Origin of the sequence: Bartonella sp. AC62GZZY (assembly GCF_042196525.1) — a bacterium.
In the GTDB taxonomy this organism is placed as follows: Bacteria; Pseudomonadota; Alphaproteobacteria; order Rhizobiales; family Rhizobiaceae; genus Bartonella.
Window position 1 is genome coordinate 188,117 of sequence record NZ_JBHIQN010000002.1, and the last position, 23,128, is coordinate 211,244.

17 protein-coding genes and 1 pseudogene are annotated in these 23,128 nt (G+C 36.4%); 8 read left to right on the forward strand and 10 right to left on the reverse strand.

Annotated features, from left to right (window positions below; all coding sequences use genetic code 11):
* The first annotated feature begins 151 nt into the window (after window positions 1-151).
* Window positions 152-1,324 carry a succinyl-diaminopimelate desuccinylase gene (gene dapE / locus ACFIML_RS02305; protein ID WP_375606136.1) on the forward strand — a complete coding sequence of 391 codons (1,173 nt, stop codon included), beginning with the start codon at window positions 152-154 and terminating at the stop codon, window positions 1,322-1,324.
* A 1,847-nt stretch (window positions 1,325-3,171) separates the two neighbouring features.
* On the opposite strand, the gene hemW is transcribed toward dapE, so the two are convergent.
* Together hemW and rdgB are read right to left on the reverse strand one after the other, a co-directional pair.
* Window positions 3,172-4,371, reverse strand: coding sequence for a radical SAM family heme chaperone HemW (gene hemW / locus ACFIML_RS02310; protein ID WP_375607934.1), 1,200 nt, complete (start codon window positions 4,369-4,371; stop codon window positions 3,172-3,174).
* Window positions 4,368-5,015 carry an RdgB/HAM1 family non-canonical purine NTP pyrophosphatase gene (rdgB, locus tag ACFIML_RS02315; RefSeq protein ID WP_375606138.1) on the reverse strand — a complete coding sequence of 216 codons (648 nt, stop codon included), beginning with the start codon at window positions 5,013-5,015 and terminating at the stop codon, window positions 4,368-4,370. Before rdgB ends, hemW begins: the two co-directional genes overlap by 4 nt.
* A 514-nt stretch (window positions 5,016-5,529) precedes the next feature.
* Between rdgB and hrcA the strand changes: the two genes are divergently transcribed.
* Window positions 5,530-6,600 carry a heat-inducible transcriptional repressor HrcA gene (hrcA, locus tag ACFIML_RS02320; RefSeq protein ID WP_375610010.1) on the forward strand — a complete coding sequence of 357 codons (1,071 nt, stop codon included), beginning with the start codon at window positions 5,530-5,532 and terminating at the stop codon, window positions 6,598-6,600.
* Window positions 6,601-6,724: 124 nt separating this feature from the next.
* Window positions 6,725-7,387 (forward strand): nucleotide exchange factor GrpE, encoded by a 663-nt coding sequence (gene grpE / locus ACFIML_RS02325; protein WP_375606140.1) that lies wholly within the window; start codon window positions 6,725-6,727, stop codon window positions 7,385-7,387.
* Between the two features lie 95 nt (window positions 7,388-7,482).
* Here grpE and thpR read toward each other — a convergent pair whose 3' ends face one another.
* The 6 genes from thpR to ACFIML_RS02355 form a co-directional block, all read right to left on the reverse strand.
* Window positions 7,483-8,022, reverse strand: coding sequence for an RNA 2',3'-cyclic phosphodiesterase (gene thpR, locus ACFIML_RS02330; RefSeq protein ID WP_375607938.1), 540 nt, complete (start codon window positions 8,020-8,022; stop codon window positions 7,483-7,485).
* 624 nt (window positions 8,023-8,646) lie between these two features.
* A complete protein-coding gene (locus ACFIML_RS02335; protein WP_012754483.1) occupies window positions 8,647-8,940 on the reverse strand; it encodes an HPr family phosphocarrier protein in 294 nt (97 codons plus the stop codon).
* A 17-nt stretch (window positions 8,941-8,957) separates the two neighbouring features.
* Window positions 8,958-9,356, reverse strand: a complete 399-nt coding sequence (locus tag ACFIML_RS02340) for a PTS sugar transporter subunit IIA (RefSeq protein ID WP_375606142.1) — start codon at window positions 9,354-9,356, stop codon at window positions 8,958-8,960.
* Window positions 9,357-9,492: 136 nt separating this feature from the next.
* The gene (locus ACFIML_RS02345; protein ID WP_375606143.1) at window positions 9,493-9,957 is read right to left on the reverse strand and encodes an HPr kinase/phosphatase C-terminal domain-containing protein; all 465 of its coding nucleotides are present in this window, start codon (window positions 9,955-9,957) and stop codon (window positions 9,493-9,495) included.
* Between the two features lie 23 nt (window positions 9,958-9,980).
* Window positions 9,981-11,765 (reverse strand): stimulus-sensing domain-containing protein, encoded by a 1,785-nt coding sequence (locus ACFIML_RS02350; protein WP_375606144.1) that lies wholly within the window; start codon window positions 11,763-11,765, stop codon window positions 9,981-9,983.
* A 39-nt stretch (window positions 11,766-11,804) separates the two neighbouring features.
* The gene (locus ACFIML_RS02355) at window positions 11,805-12,527 is read right to left on the reverse strand and encodes a response regulator transcription factor (RefSeq protein WP_005774392.1); all 723 of its coding nucleotides are present in this window, start codon (window positions 12,525-12,527) and stop codon (window positions 11,805-11,807) included.
* 386 nt (window positions 12,528-12,913) lie between these two features.
* Between ACFIML_RS02355 and lysM the strand changes: the two genes are divergently transcribed.
* Window positions 12,914-13,369, forward strand: a complete 456-nt coding sequence (gene lysM, locus ACFIML_RS02360) for a peptidoglycan-binding protein LysM (RefSeq protein ID WP_375606145.1) — start codon at window positions 12,914-12,916, stop codon at window positions 13,367-13,369.
* Window positions 13,370-13,479: 110 nt separating this feature from the next.
* On the opposite strand, the gene ACFIML_RS02365 is transcribed toward lysM, so the two are convergent.
* Entirely contained in the window at window positions 13,480-14,034 is a 555-nt protein-coding gene (locus ACFIML_RS02365; protein WP_375606146.1) for a copper chaperone PCu(A)C, read from the reverse strand.
* A gap of 961 nt (window positions 14,035-14,995) precedes the next feature.
* Between ACFIML_RS02365 and dnaK the strand changes: the two genes are divergently transcribed.
* The 4 genes from dnaK (at window position 14,996) to ACFIML_RS02385 (ending at window position 21,930) form a co-directional block, all read left to right on the forward strand.
* Window positions 14,996-16,888 (forward strand): molecular chaperone DnaK, encoded by a 1,893-nt coding sequence (gene dnaK / locus ACFIML_RS02370; RefSeq protein ID WP_375606147.1) that lies wholly within the window; start codon window positions 14,996-14,998, stop codon window positions 16,886-16,888.
* A gap of 158 nt (window positions 16,889-17,046) precedes the next feature.
* The gene (gene dnaJ / locus ACFIML_RS02375; protein WP_375606148.1) at window positions 17,047-18,189 is read left to right on the forward strand and encodes a molecular chaperone DnaJ; all 1,143 of its coding nucleotides are present in this window, start codon (window positions 17,047-17,049) and stop codon (window positions 18,187-18,189) included.
* 1,888 nt (window positions 18,190-20,077) lie between these two features.
* On the forward strand, window positions 20,078-20,983 hold the full coding sequence (argB, locus tag ACFIML_RS02380; RefSeq protein ID WP_375606149.1) for an acetylglutamate kinase: 906 nt from the start codon (window positions 20,078-20,080) through the stop codon (window positions 20,981-20,983).
* A 32-nt stretch (window positions 20,984-21,015) separates the two neighbouring features.
* Window positions 21,016-21,930 (forward strand): DMT family transporter, encoded by a 915-nt coding sequence (locus ACFIML_RS02385; RefSeq protein ID WP_375606150.1) that lies wholly within the window; start codon window positions 21,016-21,018, stop codon window positions 21,928-21,930.
* Window positions 21,931-22,944: 1,014 nt separating this feature from the next.
* On the opposite strand, the pseudogene ACFIML_RS02390 reads toward ACFIML_RS02385, so the two are convergent.
* A pseudogene (locus ACFIML_RS02390) lies at window positions 22,945-23,088 on the reverse strand (integrase); the annotation flags it as partial.
* Window positions 23,089-23,128 lie beyond the last annotated feature (40 nt).

Here is a 23,128-nt window from a genome sequence, read left to right on the forward strand (position 1 = left end):
TCATAATGAGGAAGCCATTGAAGCTCTCAGCACGATTGTTCTCCCCTGCTTGGTTTGCTGAGTGTCTTCAATGTTTTTGCTTTATCTTTTTTGTAATTCAGCGTAATAACTCTAAGTTCCGATGACTTATAAAAAAATGGGAAGGGACCTTATGTCTGTTCTTACAGATCCACTTCAGCTATTACAGGCACTTATTCGTTGTCCTTCTGTTACACCTCATGAAGCAGGGGCTTTATCAACTTTGGAACAATTTTTGAAAAAAATGGGATTTCACGTCGATCGCCCTATTTTTACGGATAAAAATACAGATAATGTTGAAAATCTTTATGCAAAAATGGGAAGTGAAGGACCCCATCTTATGTTTGCGGGTCATACGGATGTCGTACCGCCAGGCGCATTGGAAGATTGGACTTATCCACCTTTTGAAGCTGTTATAGATCAGGGGAAATTATATGGGCGGGGTGCTGTTGATATGAAGGGTGGTATCGCTTGTTTTATTGCGGCTCTAGCGCGAGTTCTTGAGAAACAGTCCATTAAAGGAAGGGTAAGCCTTTTAATTACAGGTGATGAAGAAGGACCTGCCGTTAATGGTACGGTAAAACTTCTCAAATGGGCAGAAAAAAAAGGCGAAAAATGGACTGCGGCTCTTGTGGGAGAACCAACAAGTGTAAAGACTGTTGGTGATATTATCAAAATTGGTCGTCGCGGATCGATTTCTGGTATCATTATCGTGAAAGGTCGCCAAGGCCATGTTGCTTTTCCAGAACGGGCTGCCAATCCCTTGCCTTTGGCAAGTAAGCTGATTCAAGTATTGACACAAACAGCTTTAGATAAAGGGACAGAGAATTTTCAACCGAGTAATTTAGAACTAACAACCATCGATACCGGTAACTTAGCAGTCAATGTTATTCCAGCGCAGACAACGGTTCGTTTTAATATACGCTACAATGATCTTTGGACAAAAGAAACACTGATGGAGGAAATTGAAAAGCGCCTTGCTTTGGTGCAAGCAAAAAACAATAGTGATCAATATCCCTCTTATCAGCTTGAATGGATTCCAAGTTTAGGGGATGTTTTTTTGACTAAAAATGATAAACTCATTCAAACTGTATCCAATGCGATTAAATGTGTAACAGGGAGTATACCAGAATGTTCTACTTCTGGTGGTACTTCAGATGCGCGATTTATTAAGGACTATTGCCCAGTGGTTGAGTTTGGCTTACCAGGGCAAACGATGCATATGGTAGATGAGTGTGTATCTCTTGAAGCCGTGGAAACGCTCACTGCTATTTATGAGCGTTTTATTGTTGATTTTTTTGCATAAAGAAATAATTGTTGGTTCAAAAATACCTTTGTCTTGTTGTGCCATAAGATAAGGTGTGGTGATACGAGACTCGTAAAACTTAATATATTAAGTAGTCTTAGAGTAAGTGATGAATATTCTTAAGTTGGGATTCTTGCCTGTAGAGTCTTTAGTTAAGTGAATTACATAATTGAAAAGCCAAAAGAGACCTGTTTGAAGAAGCAGAACTGTTTAGACCATATTGGATTGAAAATATTCGTTCTTTAAAGTGTAGAAAGGAAGTCACACGCAATCATATATGGAAAACAATGAATATTATATCATCATTGTGTGATGACAGATTGGAGCCATAAAGACACACAAAAACATGCTGCTATTGTAAAAAGTTCGTACAACGTAAATGCATTCATTCATACCACATGTCTTATATGATTTCTGCATGTTCATAAAATGCTTTCCTTGTTTCAATGAACTTCTTTTAAAATAAAGCCTATAGAAATACGCTTCAAGTTTATTTTATCCATATATTTTGCCATACTCTTTGTTACTCCAAAGAACCTTTATTGTAGAAAAAATCATTATGAGATAGAAAGTAAGCTTATCCAATCAGCTTTAATATTTTTGATGATAAAGATATATAGAAATTCTTCTGTAGCATCACATTGACTTTTTTAGCCAAGGATTGTCCTATATTATTATTTTCAATTAGTTATAAAATAACCTTAAAGGACGTGTATAGATAGCCATAAGCATGTACACATACAAGTAAGGTGATATGCAACGAATACCATTTTGCTCGCCAACGAAGCAATGCCGATTCATATTTAGTATATTTGTGATTTTATAGCATTGTATGTTTAATAAAATTCGTGATTTTGCTGTTACCTTATAAATCAATACCAAGCACACAACGGCATGTCTCAAATATTGGTTCACAATTTTCTTTGTTACAACAGTTTTTATATGTCAGGGTGAGGTAAAATGTTGCATGTATATCTGTTTTTGTAATCTCTTAAGATACATCACATTGATTTATAAGAATAATTCATTGTTTTGCATGTTGGGTAAGAGCCCTAATATTCGAGGATTCTTTCATTTCAAACCTGTTTATCTTAAATCAAGAGAAATCATTTGCTTGCACATAACAAGCGGGGATGAGTGTGTGGGTAAAAACTATAGAAGAAAGGAATACAAATGTCTCTTATGAACCGTCTCAAGTGCCAAGGGCCGTCGCAACACCCACGAGCTGGTAAAGTTATGTGCTGGTGCTCGGCTTTGCTTCTTCACAAGCAGACATAGAGTCTCATTGAGGGAGGATATAAAAGCATAAAGGTAAAAATAAATGTACCTTTTTACTATCCTTTTTCATGCGATTTTACAGTTTTCAAAAGAATCTAGAGTAAATAATAGAGATTGTTTCATGCTTATGTCTTTGGTTCTTTAATAGTGCCACGATCTCATAAAGAACAAAAATCATCGTGTTATATATTCATGTGCTTGTTTTAAAGAAATATCTCTCAGTTTTTATCATATTCATGCTACAATGGTTCTTATGAATATGTAATTTTCCGTGAAGTGTATAAAGTCTATAGTATTGCATCATCTTTGCGCTTATGAAAAAAGCTAGACCACTATACACTTTCCAGCTCAAAATATTGCGATAGCTTTCATTTGAGAGTGTTCATAAAAGGTATTGCCTCTTTTTTATAGTTTTTATCCACATTCCCTATTTTTAAGGTGTAAGCGAATGGTTGTAATTAATTGACTATAAACAGATTTAAAATAAGGGAATCTTACAATATTTTAGTCTCGCTTTTGCTATGAAAAATGATAATTATGATTAAAATAAGTATGTTGTTATAAAAACTTTAGTTTGCGAGTTGGCTGATGATGTGATCAAGAACAATACGTCCTTTGGTTGTTGCTTTTAAGCGTTGGTTATCCACCATTTCTATCAATTCTTGGTGTTGTAAATCGATCAGTTTTTCCATTGGGATACGTTTAGGGCTTAAGGTTTCATAGCGTATAAGTTCTAAGCCTTCGCAAAGGCGTAATCCCATAAGGAGCATTTCATTTGCCTGTTGTTCAGTGGTTAAATGTTCCGTTTCAATACAGCCATGTCCTGTTGTTTCTACCAAATTAAGCCACTGTTCGGGATGTTTTTCATTTATTGTGACATAACGTTCACGGTTTTTAAGGTGTGATAATGATGTTTTTGAACAGAAAGAGGAATGATTCGGTGCGTGCTCAATGAAACGTCCATGTGCTCCTGGACCAAAGCCTGCATATTGGTGATAACGCCAATAAAGAAGATTGTGTGCTGATTCGGCACCGGGCATTGCATGGTTTGAGATTTCATAGGCAGGAAGTCCATGCAGTGCGGTTATTTCTTGAGTAAGATGGTACAGATCTGCTGCTAGCTCTGATGGGGGAAGGATAAGTCTTCCTGCATCATGAAGCCGTTTAAAGGCAGTTCCTTCTTCGATTGTCAATTGATAAAGAGAAAGATGGTCTGCTGCTAAATCAATTGCTTGTACAAGTTCAGATTTCCATTCTTCAAGAGTTTGTTCAGGGCGGGCATAAATGAGATCAAAGGATAAACGTGGAAAAATTTGTCGCGCTAAAGTAATGGCACAAAGAGCTTGTTCCACATTATGGAGTCGGCCAAGTTTGCGCAATGCTTTATCATTGAGCGCTTGTATTCCTAGAGATAAGCGATTAACACCTGCCGTACGGTATCCACGAAAGCGCTCTGCTTCCACACTGGATGGATTAGCTTCTAATGTAATTTCAACTTTATCATCGACTACCCATTTTTTTGCAAGTGCTTGCAATAGGGCGTCGACAGTTTGCGGCTCCATAAGAGAAGGGGTTCCTCCACCAATAAAAATACTTGTAATATGGCGTGGGCCTATTTTGTGGTATTGCGTTTCTATTTCGCGCTTAAAGGCGGTGACAAAACGTGGTTGATCAACACCATGGATGCGAACATGCGAATTAAAGTCACAATAAGGACATTTAGCTGCACAAAAGGGCCAATGAATGTAAATGCCAAAAGGTTCATTCATGAGAATGCTAAAAGGTTTTCTGCCAAAAGTTTGAAAGCACGTGCGCGATGTGAAAGAGGGGGAATATCATTACATTTCCAGTTGTGTTTTTGCTCTGTTGACATTTCTCCAAAGGTATTTTCATATCCATCGGGTAAAAAAATAGGATCAAAACCAAAGCCTTTGTCTCCCCGTGGAGGCCAAATGAACGTTCCTTCAACGCATCCGCGGAAGTAATCTGCATGAGCATCAGGCCATGCAATGCAAATGACGGATATAAAACGGCATTTCCGTTGGTTTTTTTCTCGTGCTCCGACTTTTTGGAGTTCATTTTCTATTTTTTTCATAGCTTTTGGAAAATTACGTGTACCATCGGCTTGAATTGCCCAATCAGCGGTATAAACGCCTGGCGCACCCTCCAATGCATCTACCTCTAATCCTGAATCATCAGAGAGGGCAGGAAGTCCTGTCTTTTTTGCTGCTGAAAAAGCTTTAATATAAGCATTTTCTTCAAATGTTTTTCCTGTTTCTTTTGGTTCTGGCAAGCCCAGTTCTTTTGCCGATTGTATTATTAAACCGAAAGGCGTAATTAAAGTAGTGATTTCATGCAATTTTCCGGTGTTATGTGTAGCAATGACAAGTTTTTTATCTGCTATGCTTCTCATATAGATTTCTCCAAAAATGAAAGGGGAATTATTTTTGTGCTAAAAACCGGCTTAAATGCTCATACACACACATTCTGCTTGATTTTACATGATATGATTATTTTACATGTTTTATGATATTTTGTTCCAATAAAATTTTTTATCTTGTACGAAGATAACCTTGCAAAGATAGGAAAGACATGTCTTTTTTATGATAGCATTTTTATGGTAAATTTCCAATTTTCTGCTTGCTCTAAAGGGTAAAATTTTCTACTTACAGCGGTTTTTAATCAATCTAGATTCTTTTGACAAGTCCCTACAGCAGACCACTTTACAGATCAACTCTTATCTTAAATATTTCTCATACACTCTAACAAAAAATATTTCCTGCGTAATTTATCAAGCATCACTCTGAAAGGTAGCATTTTACAGCTCAATAGGATAATATGTTTCTATACTACTTTAGACTATTTGACCAAACCTTGGCAAAACTTATATAAGAGATGAGGATTTTAAAAATAGTGAAACAATTGTGATGAAACACAAAACTATTGATAATGAACTAAAATATCTTGATGAGCGTTCGCGTGATATTTTTCGCCATATTGTTGAAGCTTATCTTAATGATGGGGAACCTGTAGGGTCACGTAATCTTTCGCGGCTTTTGCAACAGACATTATCACCTGCAACGATTCGTAACGTGATGAGTGATCTTGAACATCTCGGTTTGATTTATGCACCACATGTTTCTGCGGGTCGAATGCCAACACAATCAGGTTTACGCTTTTTTGTTGATGCATTTATGGAAGCGGGTGATTTGCCAAACGAAGAGCGAGAAAATATTGAAATGCAAGTCAAAGAGGCTGGTCATGCACAATCGGTTGAACATTTTCTTGTTCAAGCAAGCCGAGTTCTTTCAGATCTATCACGTGGGGCAGGGCTTGTTTTAGCAACGAAACAAGAAGGAACATTGAAACATATTGAATTTGTGCGCCTTGATAGGGAGAACGCTCTTGCCGTTTTGGTGACTCAACAAGGTGAAGTTGAAAATCGTATTGTTCATTTACCAGAAGGGGTTACTCATGCACAATTGACGGAAGCAACGAATTTTCTCAATGCCCATATCCAAGGGCGCACACTAAGTGAAGCTAAAGGGGAAATTGCCCGCTTATGTGCAGAAACACGGGCTGCACTTGATGATTTATCGCATCATCTTGTTGAAACGGGATTAGCTCTTTGGGGAGGAGAAGATGCTGATCATAAAATACACCTCATTGTTCGCGGGCGTAGCAATTTGCTTGAAGATGTAAAAGCAGAAGAAGATTTAGAACGGTTGCGCCATTTGTTTGATGATCTTGAAACGCGTGAGAGTATGGCACAGCTTCTCGATTTAACGGATGAAGGTTCTGGGGTTAGAATTTTTATTGGTTCAGAAAATAAGTTATTTTCACTTTCTGGTTCTTCTTTAGTTGTAGCACCTTATCGTGATTCACAACAAAGAGTCATTGGTGCTTTAGGTGTTATTGGTCCTACACGGCTTAATTATGCAAGGATCGTGCCCATGGTTGATTATACAGCTCAACTTGTGTCACAGTTATTGCGTTAAAACGGTGCAAGTAAGTATTTGTACTATAAAAGCTCATTGTATTATATACATCGATACCCCTTGATTTTTGTCTGTAGAATTTCGATATCGAGAATAACGAATCTTATGAAGGAATAAAATTTTTATGTCTGATGAAAAAAACAAATTTACTGACGCTTCATTTGAAAATTGTGATTTAAAAAATCCAGCTGATCGTAATACACTTAAACAGGCAGCCGATGAATTTTTAAAAACACATAAAACAGAGGAACACGAAGTCGTTGAAACAGAAAGCAATGAGGTTAGTGATCTTTTAGCGTCTTTGCAGGATGAAAATAAAGAATTGAAAGATCAACTTTTACGTCTTGTTGCAGATATGGAAAATCTTCGACGCCGTACTATGCGAGATGTGGCGGATGCAAAGGCTTATTCCATTGCTAATTTTGCAAGGGATATGTTATCGGTTTCTGACAATCTCAATCGTGCTTTGGAAGCGATTCCAGAAGGTGCACGGGAGAGTGATGCTGGTTTGAAATCATTAGCAGAAGGCGTTGAAATGACTGAACGTGCCATGATGGCAGCATTAGAACGTCATGGGGTGCAAAAAATTCATCCAGAGGGGCAAAAATTTGATCCTCACTTTCATCAAGCGATGTTTGAAATTCCCAATGCTGATGTTCCAGATAATACTGTTCAACAAGTGGTTCAGGCAGGTTATATTATCGGGGAAAGGGTGCTACGTCCAGCTATAGTGGGTGTAGCTAAAGGAGGAGCAAAAGAAGCTTCTGTTGAAGCTGATTCGGCTTAAAACACATCAATAATAAATCTCCAACATAAAATGCAGTATTCCCTGCAATTACATATATATGAAGTCTTTTTTTAAAGGGTGTTTATAACACCCTTTTATCTTTGAAGCGCCCAACTTCCTTTTACAATATAGGGAGTCTTATTTAAGGGAGAGGCCGATAACAATAAAACAAAATGATCAACCTCAAAAGGAGGGAGCGAAAAATCATCTCGAGAAGATAGATAAGAAGAAAGATCTTTAAGATTAATATCAAATATTCGTGCAAGAGTGATATGCGGAATAAATAGTCTTTCATCAGGCTTTAACTCTAATTTATTCCGGATATATTGCATCTTTTCATGTAAAAGAGTAAGCTTTTCACAAGGTTCAATGCAAACCACAAGAGAATGGGGAGCATTTTCTGAACTAAAAACTTCAAAACCCTTTATCTGTAGCGTAAAAGAAGGAAGTTCTATAGTGTTAAAGGTATGCATAATTTCATCTTCTAGGGAGCTTTCAACTTCGCCAAAAAAAGATAAGGTTACATGAAAATTTTGCGGATTGATCCATTGCGCTTTTGGTAAGCCATTTTGCAATGATATGAGGGCTTTTGTTGTTTGTTGAGGAATCTGAAGAGCACTAAATAGACGATCCATGATATTATCTCCTTATAATGAAAGATGTTATCCCAAGCGCAATATAGATAATAAGGGCGGGGCACGTACCACAGAAAACAAGGCAATAGTATAGAAAAAGAATGTCTAAAGAATTCTTACTATAATTATGAGCTTACAAAGCTTATTCGTTTTAAGAAAATGGTTATGACATTGATAAGAATTGCATTTTCATGATCTGTATCACAATGATGTGCAATGGAAGATTACTTGTGTATTATAAAAGCTACAAAGTGAGCAGAAAATAAGAAAGTTGATAGATTTTTGATGTGCGAAATTATTTTGACATTTATCTTTAGCCTAAAATAAAGCATATTCTAATACAAAGGTGAAGAGTTCTCTTTTCTGTAAAGGTCTAATTATATGATTAAGTTGGGGAATAGCCATAATACGCAAAACTATTCAAATGGGCCAAATAATGTTAGGAAAAGGAAAAAATTATTGCATAACAAAATAACTATAAGCTTTTACATTTATGATAATTATACCAATCTATAATGGATATGAATATTGGTATAAAAGCGGGAAGAGAAATTAAAATTCAAAATAATGATGGAAAGTTCCTATTTTCTAAGAATTATCATCCTTGTTTATGATGAAAAAGCACTAGTTTTCCTCTCCAAAGTTGTTATTGATGAGCTTTTCAAGAGCATTAAGAGCATCTGTTGCTTCTGGTCCTGAAACACGAATGGTAAGGTTGCAACCGGATGAAGCCGCTAGCATCATAAGTCCCATAATTGATGATCCGCCAACAATTTTTCCGTCCTTTTCAACTTCAACAGTAACATTAAAATTGTCAACAGTTTGTACAAATTTTGCAGAGGCACGTGCATGCAACCCACGTTTATTACAGATATTGAAATGACGACTTATACATGGGAGGGTATCTTTGGAAAACATTGGTATTTTATTATCCGCTATAAAATTATACTTGGTACATTAATATATTTACGCCCTGCTTCTTGTGCTATTCTTAACGCGTCTGATAATGAAATATCAGGACATTTGCGAATAGAAATCAGTTTAATAAGCATGGGCAAATTAACACCCGCAATCATTTCAACGCGTCCTTTTTCAATAGCAGGAATAGCTATATTTGATGGTGTTCCACCGAACACATCTGTTAATATGATGACGCCATGATCCGTATCTGTATCGGTTACTGCGGCTATAATATCACCTCGGCGCTGATCTATATCGTCATCGGGATAAACGCATATTGTTGCGAACTTTTCTTGTACTCCAACAACATGTTCCACGGCATGTAAAAATTCGACAGCCAGCTCACCGTGCGTTACAAGCACGAGTCCAATCATTTACGCAAACTCCTGTTAACTAATAAGACCCGACCATAGTTGGTGGGAAAGACATTGTACAAGGCTTTATCTTGCTGCCAAGAAAAATTTGCAAAAAAAAGGCAAAAATTGTGATTTTTTTATCTTTAGAAAAAAATTAGACAGATTTTTGCCATATTCTTCTAAACAAAAATGCTTCAATAGCTTGACAAATGGCTGTACAATCGGCTTCACGAAGAGAGGGAAGTTTTAAAAGAGGAATGTGCAAATTTTCAAATTGAAAAGTTTTATTTGTGGAAAAACGTTCATACTTCGGACCGAGAAAAATAACACAATCGATAGTTGTGTGCTTTTCAAATTCTATCATATAAAGACCAACGCCACGAATCTCGATGCCGCCCTCTAAATTATCAGGAGTGTATCCGTGAAGCTTTCCATTTTCCGCACGCAACATTGTATAATCATCACTGATAAGCTTCGCTTCACGTTTTGACCACTCAGCGCGGTCAAGCAAAGAAAGGGTGATGGTTGATTTTCCTGATCCAGATGGACCTATAATTAACAGCCCCTTGCCGCCTAGTTGCAGGCAATTTGCGTGGAGTATTTCACATTTTGTTTTCATGTCTTTTACTTTGGATAAAAGATTTATTTAGCAAGCGGAAGCATAATAGTAAAACGTGCACCAGTTTTACACTTCCCAAGTGTAGGATCAATAATATTTTCGGCTGTAATTGTCCCATTATGAGCTTCGATGATTTGCCGACTAATAGAAAGGCCAAGTCCAGAGTTTTGTCCAAAAGCATCTTCATTTGGTCGATCTGTGTAAAAACGTTCAAAAATGCGTTCAATATTTTCTGAACGAATACCTGGGCCATTATCTTCAATGGTTAAAATAAGGGTTGAAGCATGACTTTTCATAGTAATGCAAATTTTGCCACGATTCCGAGGAATAAAAGAACGCGCATTTTCAAGAAGATTTGAAATCACTTGTCCTAAACGGAGTTCGTGTCCCAATACAAGATAGGCTTTTCCATGAGGACGTGGGACAATATTAAGGCTTATATCAATAGTTTGCGTATTACGATACACTTCCTGAACAGCATGAACAAGACTTTCCAAAAGCGGTGTCATATCAACGATCTCTGCAGTTTCTCGTGCAAGCTCTGCATCGAGCCGCGATGCATCAGAAATATCTGTAATCAACCGATCAAGGCGGCGCACATCATGTTGAATAATTTCAAGCAATTTCTCTTGTGCTTCTTCATTTTTAGCCAGAGGGAGCGTTTCAACAGCACTGCGTAGGGAGGTGAGAGGATTTTTTAATTCGTGGCTTACATCAGCAGCAAAACGTTCAATGGCTTCAATACGCATATAAAGGGCATTGGTCATATCACGAATAGAAGTTGAAAGGTGACCAATTTCATCTTCACGCATTGAAAAATCAGGAATTTCCACACGCTGATTATTGCCATTACGCACTCGATTAGCCGAGGCAGATAATTTACTTAATGGATGGGCAATCGTATGGGCCAAAAAGAGAGAAAGAACCAAAAGTACGCTACCTACAACGGCAAAAACTTTAAAGATAACCAGTCTTTCGCCTTTTACAATGTTATCAATATCGGAACCAGTGGTTGAAAGAAGAAGAGCACCAACCACTGCGCGATAGCGTTGAACAGGAACGGCAACAGAAACAATTAATTGCCCTTGTCTGTTGCGTCTTTTAGCCGTAGCAAGAGATCCGTTTAATGCGCGGTACACTTCTGGATAAGCAATACCACTGGTTTTTGTTTGTTCTCTGTCAAGAGCAATACCTTTGCCATAAAATACGCTTGAATACCATGAAGTAAGGCGATCCCACATGTTTTGTTCTGTTTTAAGTGGGGGTAAATCATAACTAAAAACTTCTCCACTAGAATAAAGAACGCGCGAATCAAGAAGGAGAGTAGCATCACGATCATAGATACGTGCTCTTGTCGTTTTAGGTGTAATAAGACGCCGTAAAAGAGGGGCAACTTGCTCAGGGTTAATAGGAAAATCCCAAGAATCGGTTGATTGAGGAGCGGGTGTAACGCTTTCACCAGTCTGTAACTCTAAGAGTTTTTGAGGGTCAATGAGGATAGAATTTGTATCTACTGTTGCAGAAGCAGCAATAGCCCCAGCAATAATTTTTCCTTGGGTACATAAACTTTTGATTTTTGCTTCAATTAAACCATCGCGAAATTGGTTAAGGTATAAAATGCCTGTAACTAAAACGGCAAGGGCAGCAATGTTTAATATAACAATGCGACGTGTGAGGCTGGAAAAAAGCAATTGTCTAAAGAGACGTTGTGTTCGAAGATGCAAACCAGCGAACATAAGAAATGGCGTTGAGGAGGTACCATTAACGGTTGTTTTTTGTAAAGTTTCCAGTTGAGAATTGTCTGTCATCGATTTGATTGCCATTCAAATTTTTGCGACAAAGTAGTTTTATACCTCGTGGAAACGATAACCTACACCATAAAGTGTTTCAATCATTGCAAAATCATCATCCACTTGTTTAAACTTTTTACGCAGACGTTTAATGTGACTATCAATGGTGCGATCATCTACGTAGACTTGATCACTATAAGCAGCATCCATTAAAGCATCACGACTTTTTACAACTCCTGGTCTTTGTGCTAAGGTTTGCAGAATCAAAAATTCCGTAACGGTTAAAATAACAGGTTTATCTTTCCATGTACAGGTGTGGCGTTCTTGATCCATCACAAGATCTCCACGTTTGAGAGAAGAGGTGGAAGAAGTTCCTGTAGAAAGCGGTTGGTTACGTGCATTAGAACGGCGTAAAATAGCTTTCACTCGTTCAATAAGAAGACGTTGGGAGAAAGGTTTAGTAATAAAATCATCAGCTCCCATTTTGAGACCAAATAATTCATCAATTTCATCATCTTTAGAGGTAAGAAAAATAACTGGAAGATCAGATTTTTGACGCAAACGACGCAAAAGTTCCATCCCATCCATTCGGGGCATTTTAATATCAAAAATAGCTAAGTGTGGAGGGTGAAGTGTGAGACCCTTGAGTGCAGATGCTCCATCTGTATAGCTTTCAACCCGATATCCTTCTGTCTCAAGCGCAAAAGATAAAGATGTCAAAATATTGCGATCATCATCAACAAGTACGATCGTTTGCGTGATTGTTGGTGTATCTTTCATGGTTTCTTAGACCTTTCTATTGCTGTGGTAGCAAATTACCCACACTTATTTATATGGGAGTTCATATTTTTTTTGCAAAACAAATATGATACAAATTGTAGCAAAGTAAAAAACCTTTTGTCATTACTGTAAAATCTTGTTTTGCTTTCATAATTTATAATGTTTCTACGTCTATTAAGATCCCTTCATTTGAGAGAAAATTTTCATAAAGGCTTTTTTTATCAAGGTTTATTACAAAGTTTATTATTGTATTTGTCTCATAATTGAACAGATGTAGTTTTGATTGTTGAAGTTTAGAAAATCTGCCTATGTGTTTTAAGAGCAAAGAAAAGAATGTGGCAATATATGCACAAAAATTTGTTTCTGCTACACGAAAGGAGGTCGTAATGGGATTTTTTAATTTTATTAAAACTGTAGGGGAAAAGTTAGGTATTGGGGACCATGAACCAAAAGAAAAGGATTTTAAGAGAGCATTTGATCATTTTCAACTCGGTACAGAAAAAGTCAATATTCAAGTTGAAGACGGTAAAGCTATTTTAAGCGGTGAAGTTCCAGATAGGGAAACACTTGAAAAAGCACTGCTGGTTGTTGGCAATTCACAAGGTATCTCTTCTGTAGATGTTGATCAATTAAAGGTTATAGATACAACGCCTAGAAAAACTTCTCGCTTTTATGAGGTTAAATCTGGTGATAATCTTTGGAAAATTGCTGAAGAGGTTTATGGAAAAGGGCAAGGTAATAAAAACACATTTATTTTTGAAGCCAATAAGCCAATGCTAAAATCTCCCGATAAAATTTATCCTGGTCAAGTTTTACGTATTCCTGAAATTGACCATAGTTAATTCATCAAAGGGGATAATTTTTTACTGATGGCATTAAACAAAAAATAAAGAAGCGTAAAAAATTTCACACTTCTTCATTTTATAAAGTGTGTATTTATAATAAAAGGAGCTTAGTGAACAGGAGAGGATTTAGAAGGTGATGGTACTTTCATAGCGTTTACAGAGAAATCAACATCAATGGTTCCTGCTTTCTCAAATGTTAATTTTGCGCTAATTTTATCACCTAACTTAAATGGTTGTGAAAGCCCCATGAACATAATATGATCACCGCCAGGCTTAAGCGTGATTTCGCCATTTCCCGGAATTTCAATGCCATTGTGCATTTTTTCCATTTTCATAATATCGTTAACGACAGCCATAGAGTGTATCTCTGTTGTTTTTACTCCGTTTGTGGAAATAGAAACCAAACGGTCTGGGGTATTACTGTGATTAATAATGTAGAGATAACCGCTACCAACTCTTATACCTCTAGGTGTTTCGCGTGTCCAAGGATTGAGAATTTCTATGTCGCCAAGTTTATATTGCTGAGCACCTGCTGGCAGGATTATACCAGCAAAGAGAAGAGTACACACGATATTTATGATAACCTTTTTATATGGATATTGTGTATGTATTATATTCTTAAAGATGAGATTTGTTATTTTCTTAATAATAGATGTCATCATTGATTTACCCTCCTTCATAAGATTCACACTTTGAATATTTTTTATTTTAGCAGAGCTTTTATTTAAAATAAAAGAAAGAAATACTAAAATGAAATTGATTTGAATATAAAAATCATAGAATTCTTGAAATTTAAAAGAAGACAGTAAGATTTACAATGACAACACACCTCTTAACGCTTCCGTGTTCATCTCATAAATAGTATTTGCAAATGGTATAAAATCTATGATGCACTACTATTTTACTTAATGAAGATATAATACAGAACAATCATTAACCACTTTACCAATTTTTAATATTATGACAGCTTTTGGCATTTTAAAGCGTTTATACAGAGGTATTTTTATATATTTTCAAAGTTCAAAATTATACAGTTAAGAAAAAACGCTTTAGGTGAATTTAAAGCACAGATTTCAAATAGCCGCAAACAATGAGACCGTTAGAGGGAGAATTTTTGAAAGGAGATTGATAGATAATACCTTTACTGATACGAGCATTAGATATGATGACTATTTTAGTCCAAGAAAAATCTATAATATTTGTGATATAAATTATTCGCCTTTTAAAAAGCTTTTACGTGAGTACGATTTTATCAATGATGAGAAGATCAAGAGCGAGAGTGCAATCATTCTTTTATTTTTTAATTTTTATAGAAAGATATATTTTTTGAGAATTGCAAGAAAAATATATTATGCTCTCAAGTCTCTCATAAATATGGTATTTATGGGTCATTAGAGTGCCTATTTTAAAATAAATTTTTTATTTTGGAGATGTTTCTCTCATTATTCTCTTGTAGCAATAAAAGCCTGTTCTTATATACGAGGCAGCAAGGCTTGTTGCGACTTGCAGTTTATTATTATTTATGTTGCTTGAAGCAATATACGGGCTTTAGGTGTTATGAGGAGCTATCTTAAAAAGATGCTTTATGAAGGTTGAGGTAGCTTGCTGAATGGAGATTATAATATGGCAAAAGTAATTGGTATTGATTTGGGGACAACGAACTCTTGTGTGGCTGTTATGGATGGCAAAAATGCAAAAGTTATTGAAAACTCAGAAGGAGCGCGAACAACACCTTCCGTTGTTGCCTTTACTGATGGGGGGGAGCGGCTTGTTGGGCAACCTGCTAAACGGCAGGCGGTGACAAATCCTGAAGGGACAGTTTTTGCAGTTAAACGTTTGATAGGGCGCCGCTTTGATGACCCTATGGTTGAAAAAGATAAAGCGCTTGTTCCTTATAAAATTGTTAAAGGTGACAATGGTGATGCATGGGTTGAAGAGGCGGGAAAGAAATATTCTCCGTCACAAATTTCAGCTATGATTTTGCAAAAGATGAAGGAAACAGCAGAATCTTATCTTGGTGAAAAAGTTGAACAAGCCGTTATTACGGTTCCTGCTTATTTTAATGATGCGCAACGTCAAGCCACGAAAGATGCAGGTAAAATTGCTGGACTTGAAGTTTTACGGATTATTAATGAGCCAACTGCTGCTGCTTTAGCTTATGGTTTGGACAAAAAGGATGGAAAAACAATTGCTGTTTACGACCTTGGTGGTGGTACATTTGATATTTCAGTCCTTGAAATTGGAGATGGCGTTTTTGAGGTTAAGTCAACCAATGGGGATACATTTTTAGGGGGTGAAGACTTTGACATGCGCTTGGTTGGTTATTTTGCCGATGAATTCAAAAAAGAGCAAGGAATTGATCTGAAAAATGATAAACTCGCTTTACAGCGCTTAAAAGAAGCAGCAGAAAAAGCAAAGATTGAGCTTTCTTCGTCACAGCAAACAGAAATTAATTTACCATTTATCACGGCAGATCAATCAGGTCCCAAGCACTTAACAATGAAATTGACTCGGGCAAAATTTGAATCTCTCGTTGACGATTTAGTCCAGCGTACCATCGAACCTTGTAAAGCTGCGTTGAAAGATGCTGGATTAAAGGCTGGTGAGATTGACGAAGTTGTTTTAGTGGGTGGTATGACACGTATGCCTAAGATTCAGCAAGTTGTGCAGAACTTCTTTGGTAAGGATCCACACAAAGGCGTTAACCCTGATGAAGTGGTTGCAATGGGCGCTGCCATCCAAGGAGGTGTATTGCAAGGCGATGTCAAAGACGTGTTGTTGCTAGATGTAACACCTTTATCTTTGGGTATTGAAACCTTGGGTGGGGTTTTCACACGCCTTATTGAGCGCAATACCACTATCCCGACGAAAAAATCGCAAGTTTTTTCGACAGCTGATGATAACCAGAGTGCTGTAACGATTCGTGTTTTCCAAGGTGAACGGGAAATGGCAAGTGATAATAAGTTATTGGCTCAATTTGATCTTGTTGGTATTCCTCCAGCACCACGTGGTATACCTCAAATTGAAGTTACTTTTGATATCGATGCGAATGGTATTGTTAATGTTTCGGCCAAGGATAAGGGAACAGGGAAAGAGCATCAAATTCGTATTCAGGCATCAGGTGGTTTAAGTGATGCTGATATTGAAAAAATGGTAAAGGATGCAGAAGAGCACGCGGCTGAGGATAAAAAACGCCGTGAAGGTGTTGAAGCTAGAAATCAAGCGGAGGCTCTTATTCATTCAACTGAAAAGTCGCTCAATGAATATGGCGATAAAGTATCAGCTGAAGAAAAGGGACAGATTGAAACAGCAATCTCTGATTTGAAATCTGCGCTTGAAGGCAGTGATACGGAAGAGATAGCAACAAAGATGCAAAAATTAGCAGAAGTTAGTATGAAGTTGGGACAGGCTATGTATGAAGCTTCACAAGCAGAAACTGCTGATACTGAAACAGAAACAAAGAATGATGATGTTGTCGATGCTGATTTTGAAGAAGTTAATGATAAGAAGAAATAGTGTCAGCGTATGTGTTGATTAATTTATAAACCCGGCCTTTGAAATATAAGGCTGGGCTTTATTATTTGAGATAAGTTGCAACTTTGTTGCTAAAAATATAAATTAAAAGCAATATTATCCATAAAGTTGGATGACAGAAAAATTATCAGGAATACATGATGAAGGTTGACTATTATGAAATTCTTGGCGTGACTCGCGAATGTGATGATAAAAAGTTGAAATCTGCTTTTCGTAAGTTGGCAATGCAATATCATCCTGATCGCAATGCGGGGGATAAAGAGGCAGAGCGAAAATTCAAAGAAATTGGCGAAGCCTATGAAGTTCTTAAAGATCCCCAGAAGCGTGCTGCTTATGATCGATTTGGCCATGCGGCCTTTGAAAATAGTGGTGGTCAAGGGGGAGCAAATCCCTTTAGTGGTTTTGCTGCTGGTGGTGGATTTGCGGATATTTTCGAAGACTTTTTTGGTGAGATTATGGGAGGGACCCACCGTAAGCGTGGTGATAGTCGCGAACGTGGTGCAGATTTGAGTTATAATATGGAAGTGACTTTAGAAGAGGCATTTTCAGGAAAAACTGCAGAAATTAATATTCCCAGTTCCGTTACGTGTGATGTTTGTGAAGGATCAGGAGCGAGAAAGGGTTCTAAGCCGCAAGTTTGTGGAACATGCCATGGATCTGGACGTGTGCGTGCTGCACAGGGTTTCTTTTCTATTGAGCGGACATGTCCTACATGTCATGGACGGGGTGAAACTATTACCGATCCATGCCCCAAATGTCAGGGGACACGGCGTATAGAGAAAAAACGTTCATTGAGCGTAAATGTTCCAGCTGGTATTGAAGATGGAACGCGTATTCGCCTTTCTGGTGAGGGTGATGCTGGTATTCGTGGTGGCCCCAATGGTGATCTTTATATTTTTCTTTCCATTAAACCGCATGAGTTTTTTCAGCGAGAAGGAGCAGATCTTCACTGTCGCGTTCCTATTTCAATGGTAACAGCTGCTTTAGGAGGAGAGTTTGAAGTTTCCGACCTTGATGGTGTTAAAGCACGTGTTAAGATCCCAGAAGGAACACAAAATGGACGTCAATTCCGCCTTAGAGGCAAAGGTATGCCCATGTTGCGCCGTCAGCAAGCAAGGGGTGATCTTTACATCCATATCACAATTGAGACACCGCAGAAATTAACGCAAGAACAACGTGAATTGTTGCAAAAATTTGAAAAGCTCTCAAATCATGAAAATTCACCGCAATCACATGGTTTTTTTTCACGGATGAAAGAATTTTTTGAAAATATTTCTGGTTAAAATATGTGAATGTTCTCAGAATAATTAGAGAGAACTGTGGGAAAGTTATTTTCATTAAGTGTTCTATTGTCTCATTATCTTTGAACAGCATTTTTTTCTTTAAAAAGAAAAGAGAGAGACAGCTAATTTAGGATAAACTCCTGCTGCTGATAGTTTTTATATTTCATGAGTTTTATGGATAAGTCTTATTTTTGAATGTCTATGACATTTTAAAAAGGGCTTATCCATATAAGAACGCAATTGAGTGATTGATAATAAATATTGCCAGTGTCATGATGGCTGTCTTTATGCATTCAGTATTTTTTGTATTTATTTTTTCACTCAAAATTTCTTTTTAAAGGCTCTATAAATAAAACTATAAAATAGTTAGCAGCTTGCCAAGAAACGCTAAATAAGCTGTTAGGCAATTCATCTTTTTCAAATAAAGTATCAACTTCTTATAACCGATTTTATTTCTGGCATTTTCATAGCCTTAAACCACTGCTTTCCTTAAAATACGGGTTATTCTTATTCAAAATAACTTTTACATGCTTCATCTCAGCTTTTAGCAGTAATCATGTCTTTTTAGATTGTGGATTTGGTTTTGTATTTTAATAAAGCGCTTGCTTTTGCTGTTATCTGTAAATCAATTCAGATCTCATGGAGTAGTATGTTTGAGATAAATGGATAAATGTTAAGGCAGTTCAGTATGTTCTTTACTGTTGCAACTTTTTTATGTCGGAGTGAAACAAGAGTATTGTATATATCTGTTTAAGTAATTTTTGCAACGAGGATATAGCTAAAGTTGAGGAGAATATAAAAGCATAAAAGTAGAAAATTCAAGCTTTGCCACCTCTTTTTCACTTAGCTTTGCGCCTTTCAGAAATATTCAAAGTAGTATTTAATAATGGAATACATAGTCCCTCACGCTTTTGTTTTCGCGATCTTTAATAGAGGTAAATCTCTTACGCCCATACAGAAGATCATTGTGTTACAAATCTATACGCTTATTTTGAAGAAACATTTCCTAATGGATGTACCCCGATTGCATGCGATGGTGCTTGAAAGGGTATAAAACTTCATTGTACACCACTCTTTTTACGCTCATGTATGCGTAAGTTGACACTATCATTCCTCGTTTCAAACATTGCTGCATCTTTTGCTATTGAGAGCATTAATAAGAGGTATTTTAAGCTTTCTATAGTATTTATAATACCAAGTTCATTTGTAACGTACAAGCCAACGGTTTTTATTGATTTGAAATGTGAGAGTTAAAATGACAAAATATTCTTATATTCAGACTTCTCATTTAGGGTTTTACGCTATAAATATATAAAATTATTATTATAAATCAACGTATTATAATTCTTCATAAAGGGATATTTAATTGACATTTTCTCATGTTTAATGATTGAAAAAAGTCAAATTTTAAAAACCAAAGTTATAGTCTCCGGTCGAACTTCGTTTGACAATTTCATTAAAGAAAAATTGAGATAGGTTACTAAAGCGGTTGAGTGGTTTCTTATCTTGGCGATAGGTTAATTTTATTATGATAAGAAAATTTTGCTTTTATCTTATAAAATCAATGGTTGTATATATTTCTATTCATTGTTAAGTATCCATAGGTATAAATTAATGAATTGAATATAGGGCGTCGCTTAAAAAATTTTCAAAATTTTGCTTTTCAATTTTATACATAAGATCATAAAGTAATGACGTTTTTTGACACCTATTTTGTTTAATTTTTTACGGTCAATTTTTAAAGGATATTTTTTGTGTTTCATCTTCGTAAATTAAAAGAAAATTGACGATTTTCAGGGGGATGGATAGAGTAAAGCTTGGTTTTATTGTTTTCACTTTTCCTAAGTTTCATTAAGAGATGGTAAAAAGTGATGAGGAGGCTCTATTGATGGATGATGCTAAAAACGATGATGTAGATGTTTTGGAAAAACAAGCAGCATTTTTATCGTCTGCTTTACCTTATATGCAAAAATATGAAAATGAAACGGTCGTGGTAAAATATGGCGGCCATGCTATGGGTGATCCCGCTTTGGGACGAGCATTTGCGCGTGATATTGCTCTATTAAAGCAATCAGGGATTAATCCTATTGTTGTTCATGGTGGTGGACCTCAAATTGCTAAAATTTTAATGAAAATGGGAATTGAATCACGATTTGAAAACGGTTTACGGGTAACCGATGAACGGATTGTTGAAGTTGTTGAAATGGTTTTAGCGGGATCCATAAACAAAGAAATTGTTGCTCTCATCAACGCTGAGGGTGAATGGGCAATAGGATTATGCGGCAAGGATGGCAATATGGTTTTTGCCGAAAAGGCTTATAAAACTGTCATTGATCCTGATTCTCATATTGAACGTGTTTTAGATTTGGGGTTTGTTGGTGAGCCTATTGAAGTTGATCGCACATTGCTAGATCTCTTAGCATGTTCTGAAATGATACCAGTTCTTGCTCCTGTGGCTCCAGGACGCGATGGTAAAACTTACAATATTAATGCTGATATTTTTGCTGGAGCTATTGCTGGTGCATTAGAGGCTAAACGCCTTTTATTTCTCACTGATGTTCCTGGTGTTTTGGATAAACAGGGTAAACTTTTAAAAGAATTGACAGTTTCTGAAGCTGAGAAACTTATCAAAAATGGAACAATTTCAGGAGGCATGATCCCAAAAGTAGAGACTTGTATAAAAGCCCTTCAAAATGGTGTGGAAGGTGTTGTCATTTTAAACGGTAAAACCCCTCATCCTGTTTTACTAGAACTGTTTACCGAACAGGGAATTGGAACGCTTATTGTTTCATAAATTGTGCGGAAAATTGAAGGAGAAGGCTTTTCATGAAAAGTATAAAACAGTTTAAATATCCTTTATTAAGTAAACCAGAATTGGCACTATTTGCTGCGACAATATTGTGGGGCATTACATTTTTAGTCATTCACATTGCGGTACGCTATAGCGGTCCTCTATTTTTTGTTGGATTTCGTTTTATTGTTGCATCTCTTATATGTGGGGCAATTTTTTGGCGCTCTATAAAAAGGATAACTGTTTATGAAGTTTTTGCTGGGATGGCGATTGGTTTAGCCATGTTTTTGGGGTATGCTTTTCAAGCAGCTGGACTTCAAACGATTATTAGTAGTCAGTCGGCTTTTATCACAGCGCTTTATGTACCGATGGTTCCAATCTTGCAATGGATTGTGTTTAAAAAACCTCCCCGTTTAGCCTGTTGGATTGGTATTGTTTTCGCTTTTATTGGGCTTGTATTCATTTCAGGACAAAAGCCTGGAAGTTTTGATTTTTCAAAAGGTGAAATTTTGACTTTGTTAGGTGCATTAGCGATTGCTGGAGAAGTCATACTCATCGGAATTTTTGCGAACAAGGTTGATAGTCGGCGTGTAACCATTATTCAGTTATTTTTTAGTGGTTTTTTTTCATTTGCTTGTATGCCTTTGATGGGTGAAAGCATTCCTGAATTTTCGTGGGTGTGGTTTAATATTGGTATAGGATTGGCATTAATGAGTGCCATCATTCAATTAGCTATGAATTGGGCACAAAAGTCTATTTCCCCTACGCGTGCGACACTCATTTACGCAGGTGAACCGGTATGGGCTGGTATTGTTGGGCGTTTGGCTGGAGAACGTTTATCTCCCTTAGCTTTATTGGGCGGTTTGCTTATTCTTATTGGGATCATTGTGGCTGAATTACAACCTTCACAATGGCGTAAAAAAAATAAAGCAATTAAAAAAATTGATTAGCTATACATTTTTTTATTATGATTTTATTGCACGAGATTTTTGCTTGTAGAGTTTTCATTTTTAAAGTTTTTTTTAATATTAAGATGATTAAGAATTCTATAAATTATTCCAGCTTTTGCATGCCAAATTGGAGCAAGAGTATGCTTCTATCTGTTTTCTAACCTCTGAAAAGGAAAAACAAACTTCATTGAGCTAAGCATTAAGTTGTAAAAGTGAAAATTAATACGCATCTTTACGATCATTTTTAAATTCGGCTTTAACAACTTTCAAAAACATCTACGGTAATATTTTTGAATAATGAAAACTATGCACTGTCGCACGTTATTCCTTTTATTCTTTAACTCCCATGCAAAATAGAAACGCTCAAAGCAACCCCCATAATGGTGTACATTAACGCACTTTTTTAAAAGACATATTTTCTCAATGGATATTGTACCCATTGATGGTCCATGTGAAATGTATAAAGGCCATGAAATATCACCATTTTTACTTAAAATAAAAAATTAAAGTTAATAGCATTATTTTCTTTATTAATTACCATTACGACAAGTTTTGGTACTTGAAAGAGTTTATTAAGAGGTATTTTAATCATTCCTTAAACGGCTTTATCCATACACCAGTCCTGTTTGTCCAGTTCTGTTTGTAATGTGTAAAAAATTTGACTAATTTACTATAAGCAAGCTTAAGATGAAAAAGGCTCGCGATGGTCAGGGGTTTCATTTAAATTGCAAAGCAATAAATAGTCATTATAAATCAAAGCACTAACAAATTAATAGAAGAGATTTGATGTTTTTTATCTTTAATAAAAGAAGAAAGGCGTTGTATAAAAGGGCATAAAAACTTTACTCAATAAAGCCAATTTCTAAAGTTTTAAACATTGAGAAAAAAATTATCTCTCTCAATATCTATTTTATTTTATAAGATTGCTGAAAAAAACAGATTATTGCGTACAAATAAAAAAGCATTTCTTGTGCATTTTATTGAAAGTCTTAGTGATATACGCATCCATCATTGCGTTGTATATTCACGGGCTTGTTTTAAAGAAACATCTCTTAACGCTCTCAATCCCATTTCACGACGGTGCCTATGAATAGTATAACGGTAAATCCATTGAGCACCTACATCTTTACGCTTATGAAAAAGTAAGTCGGCACAATCACACTATTTGCCAGTTCGTGGGTGTTGCCGACAGCTCTTG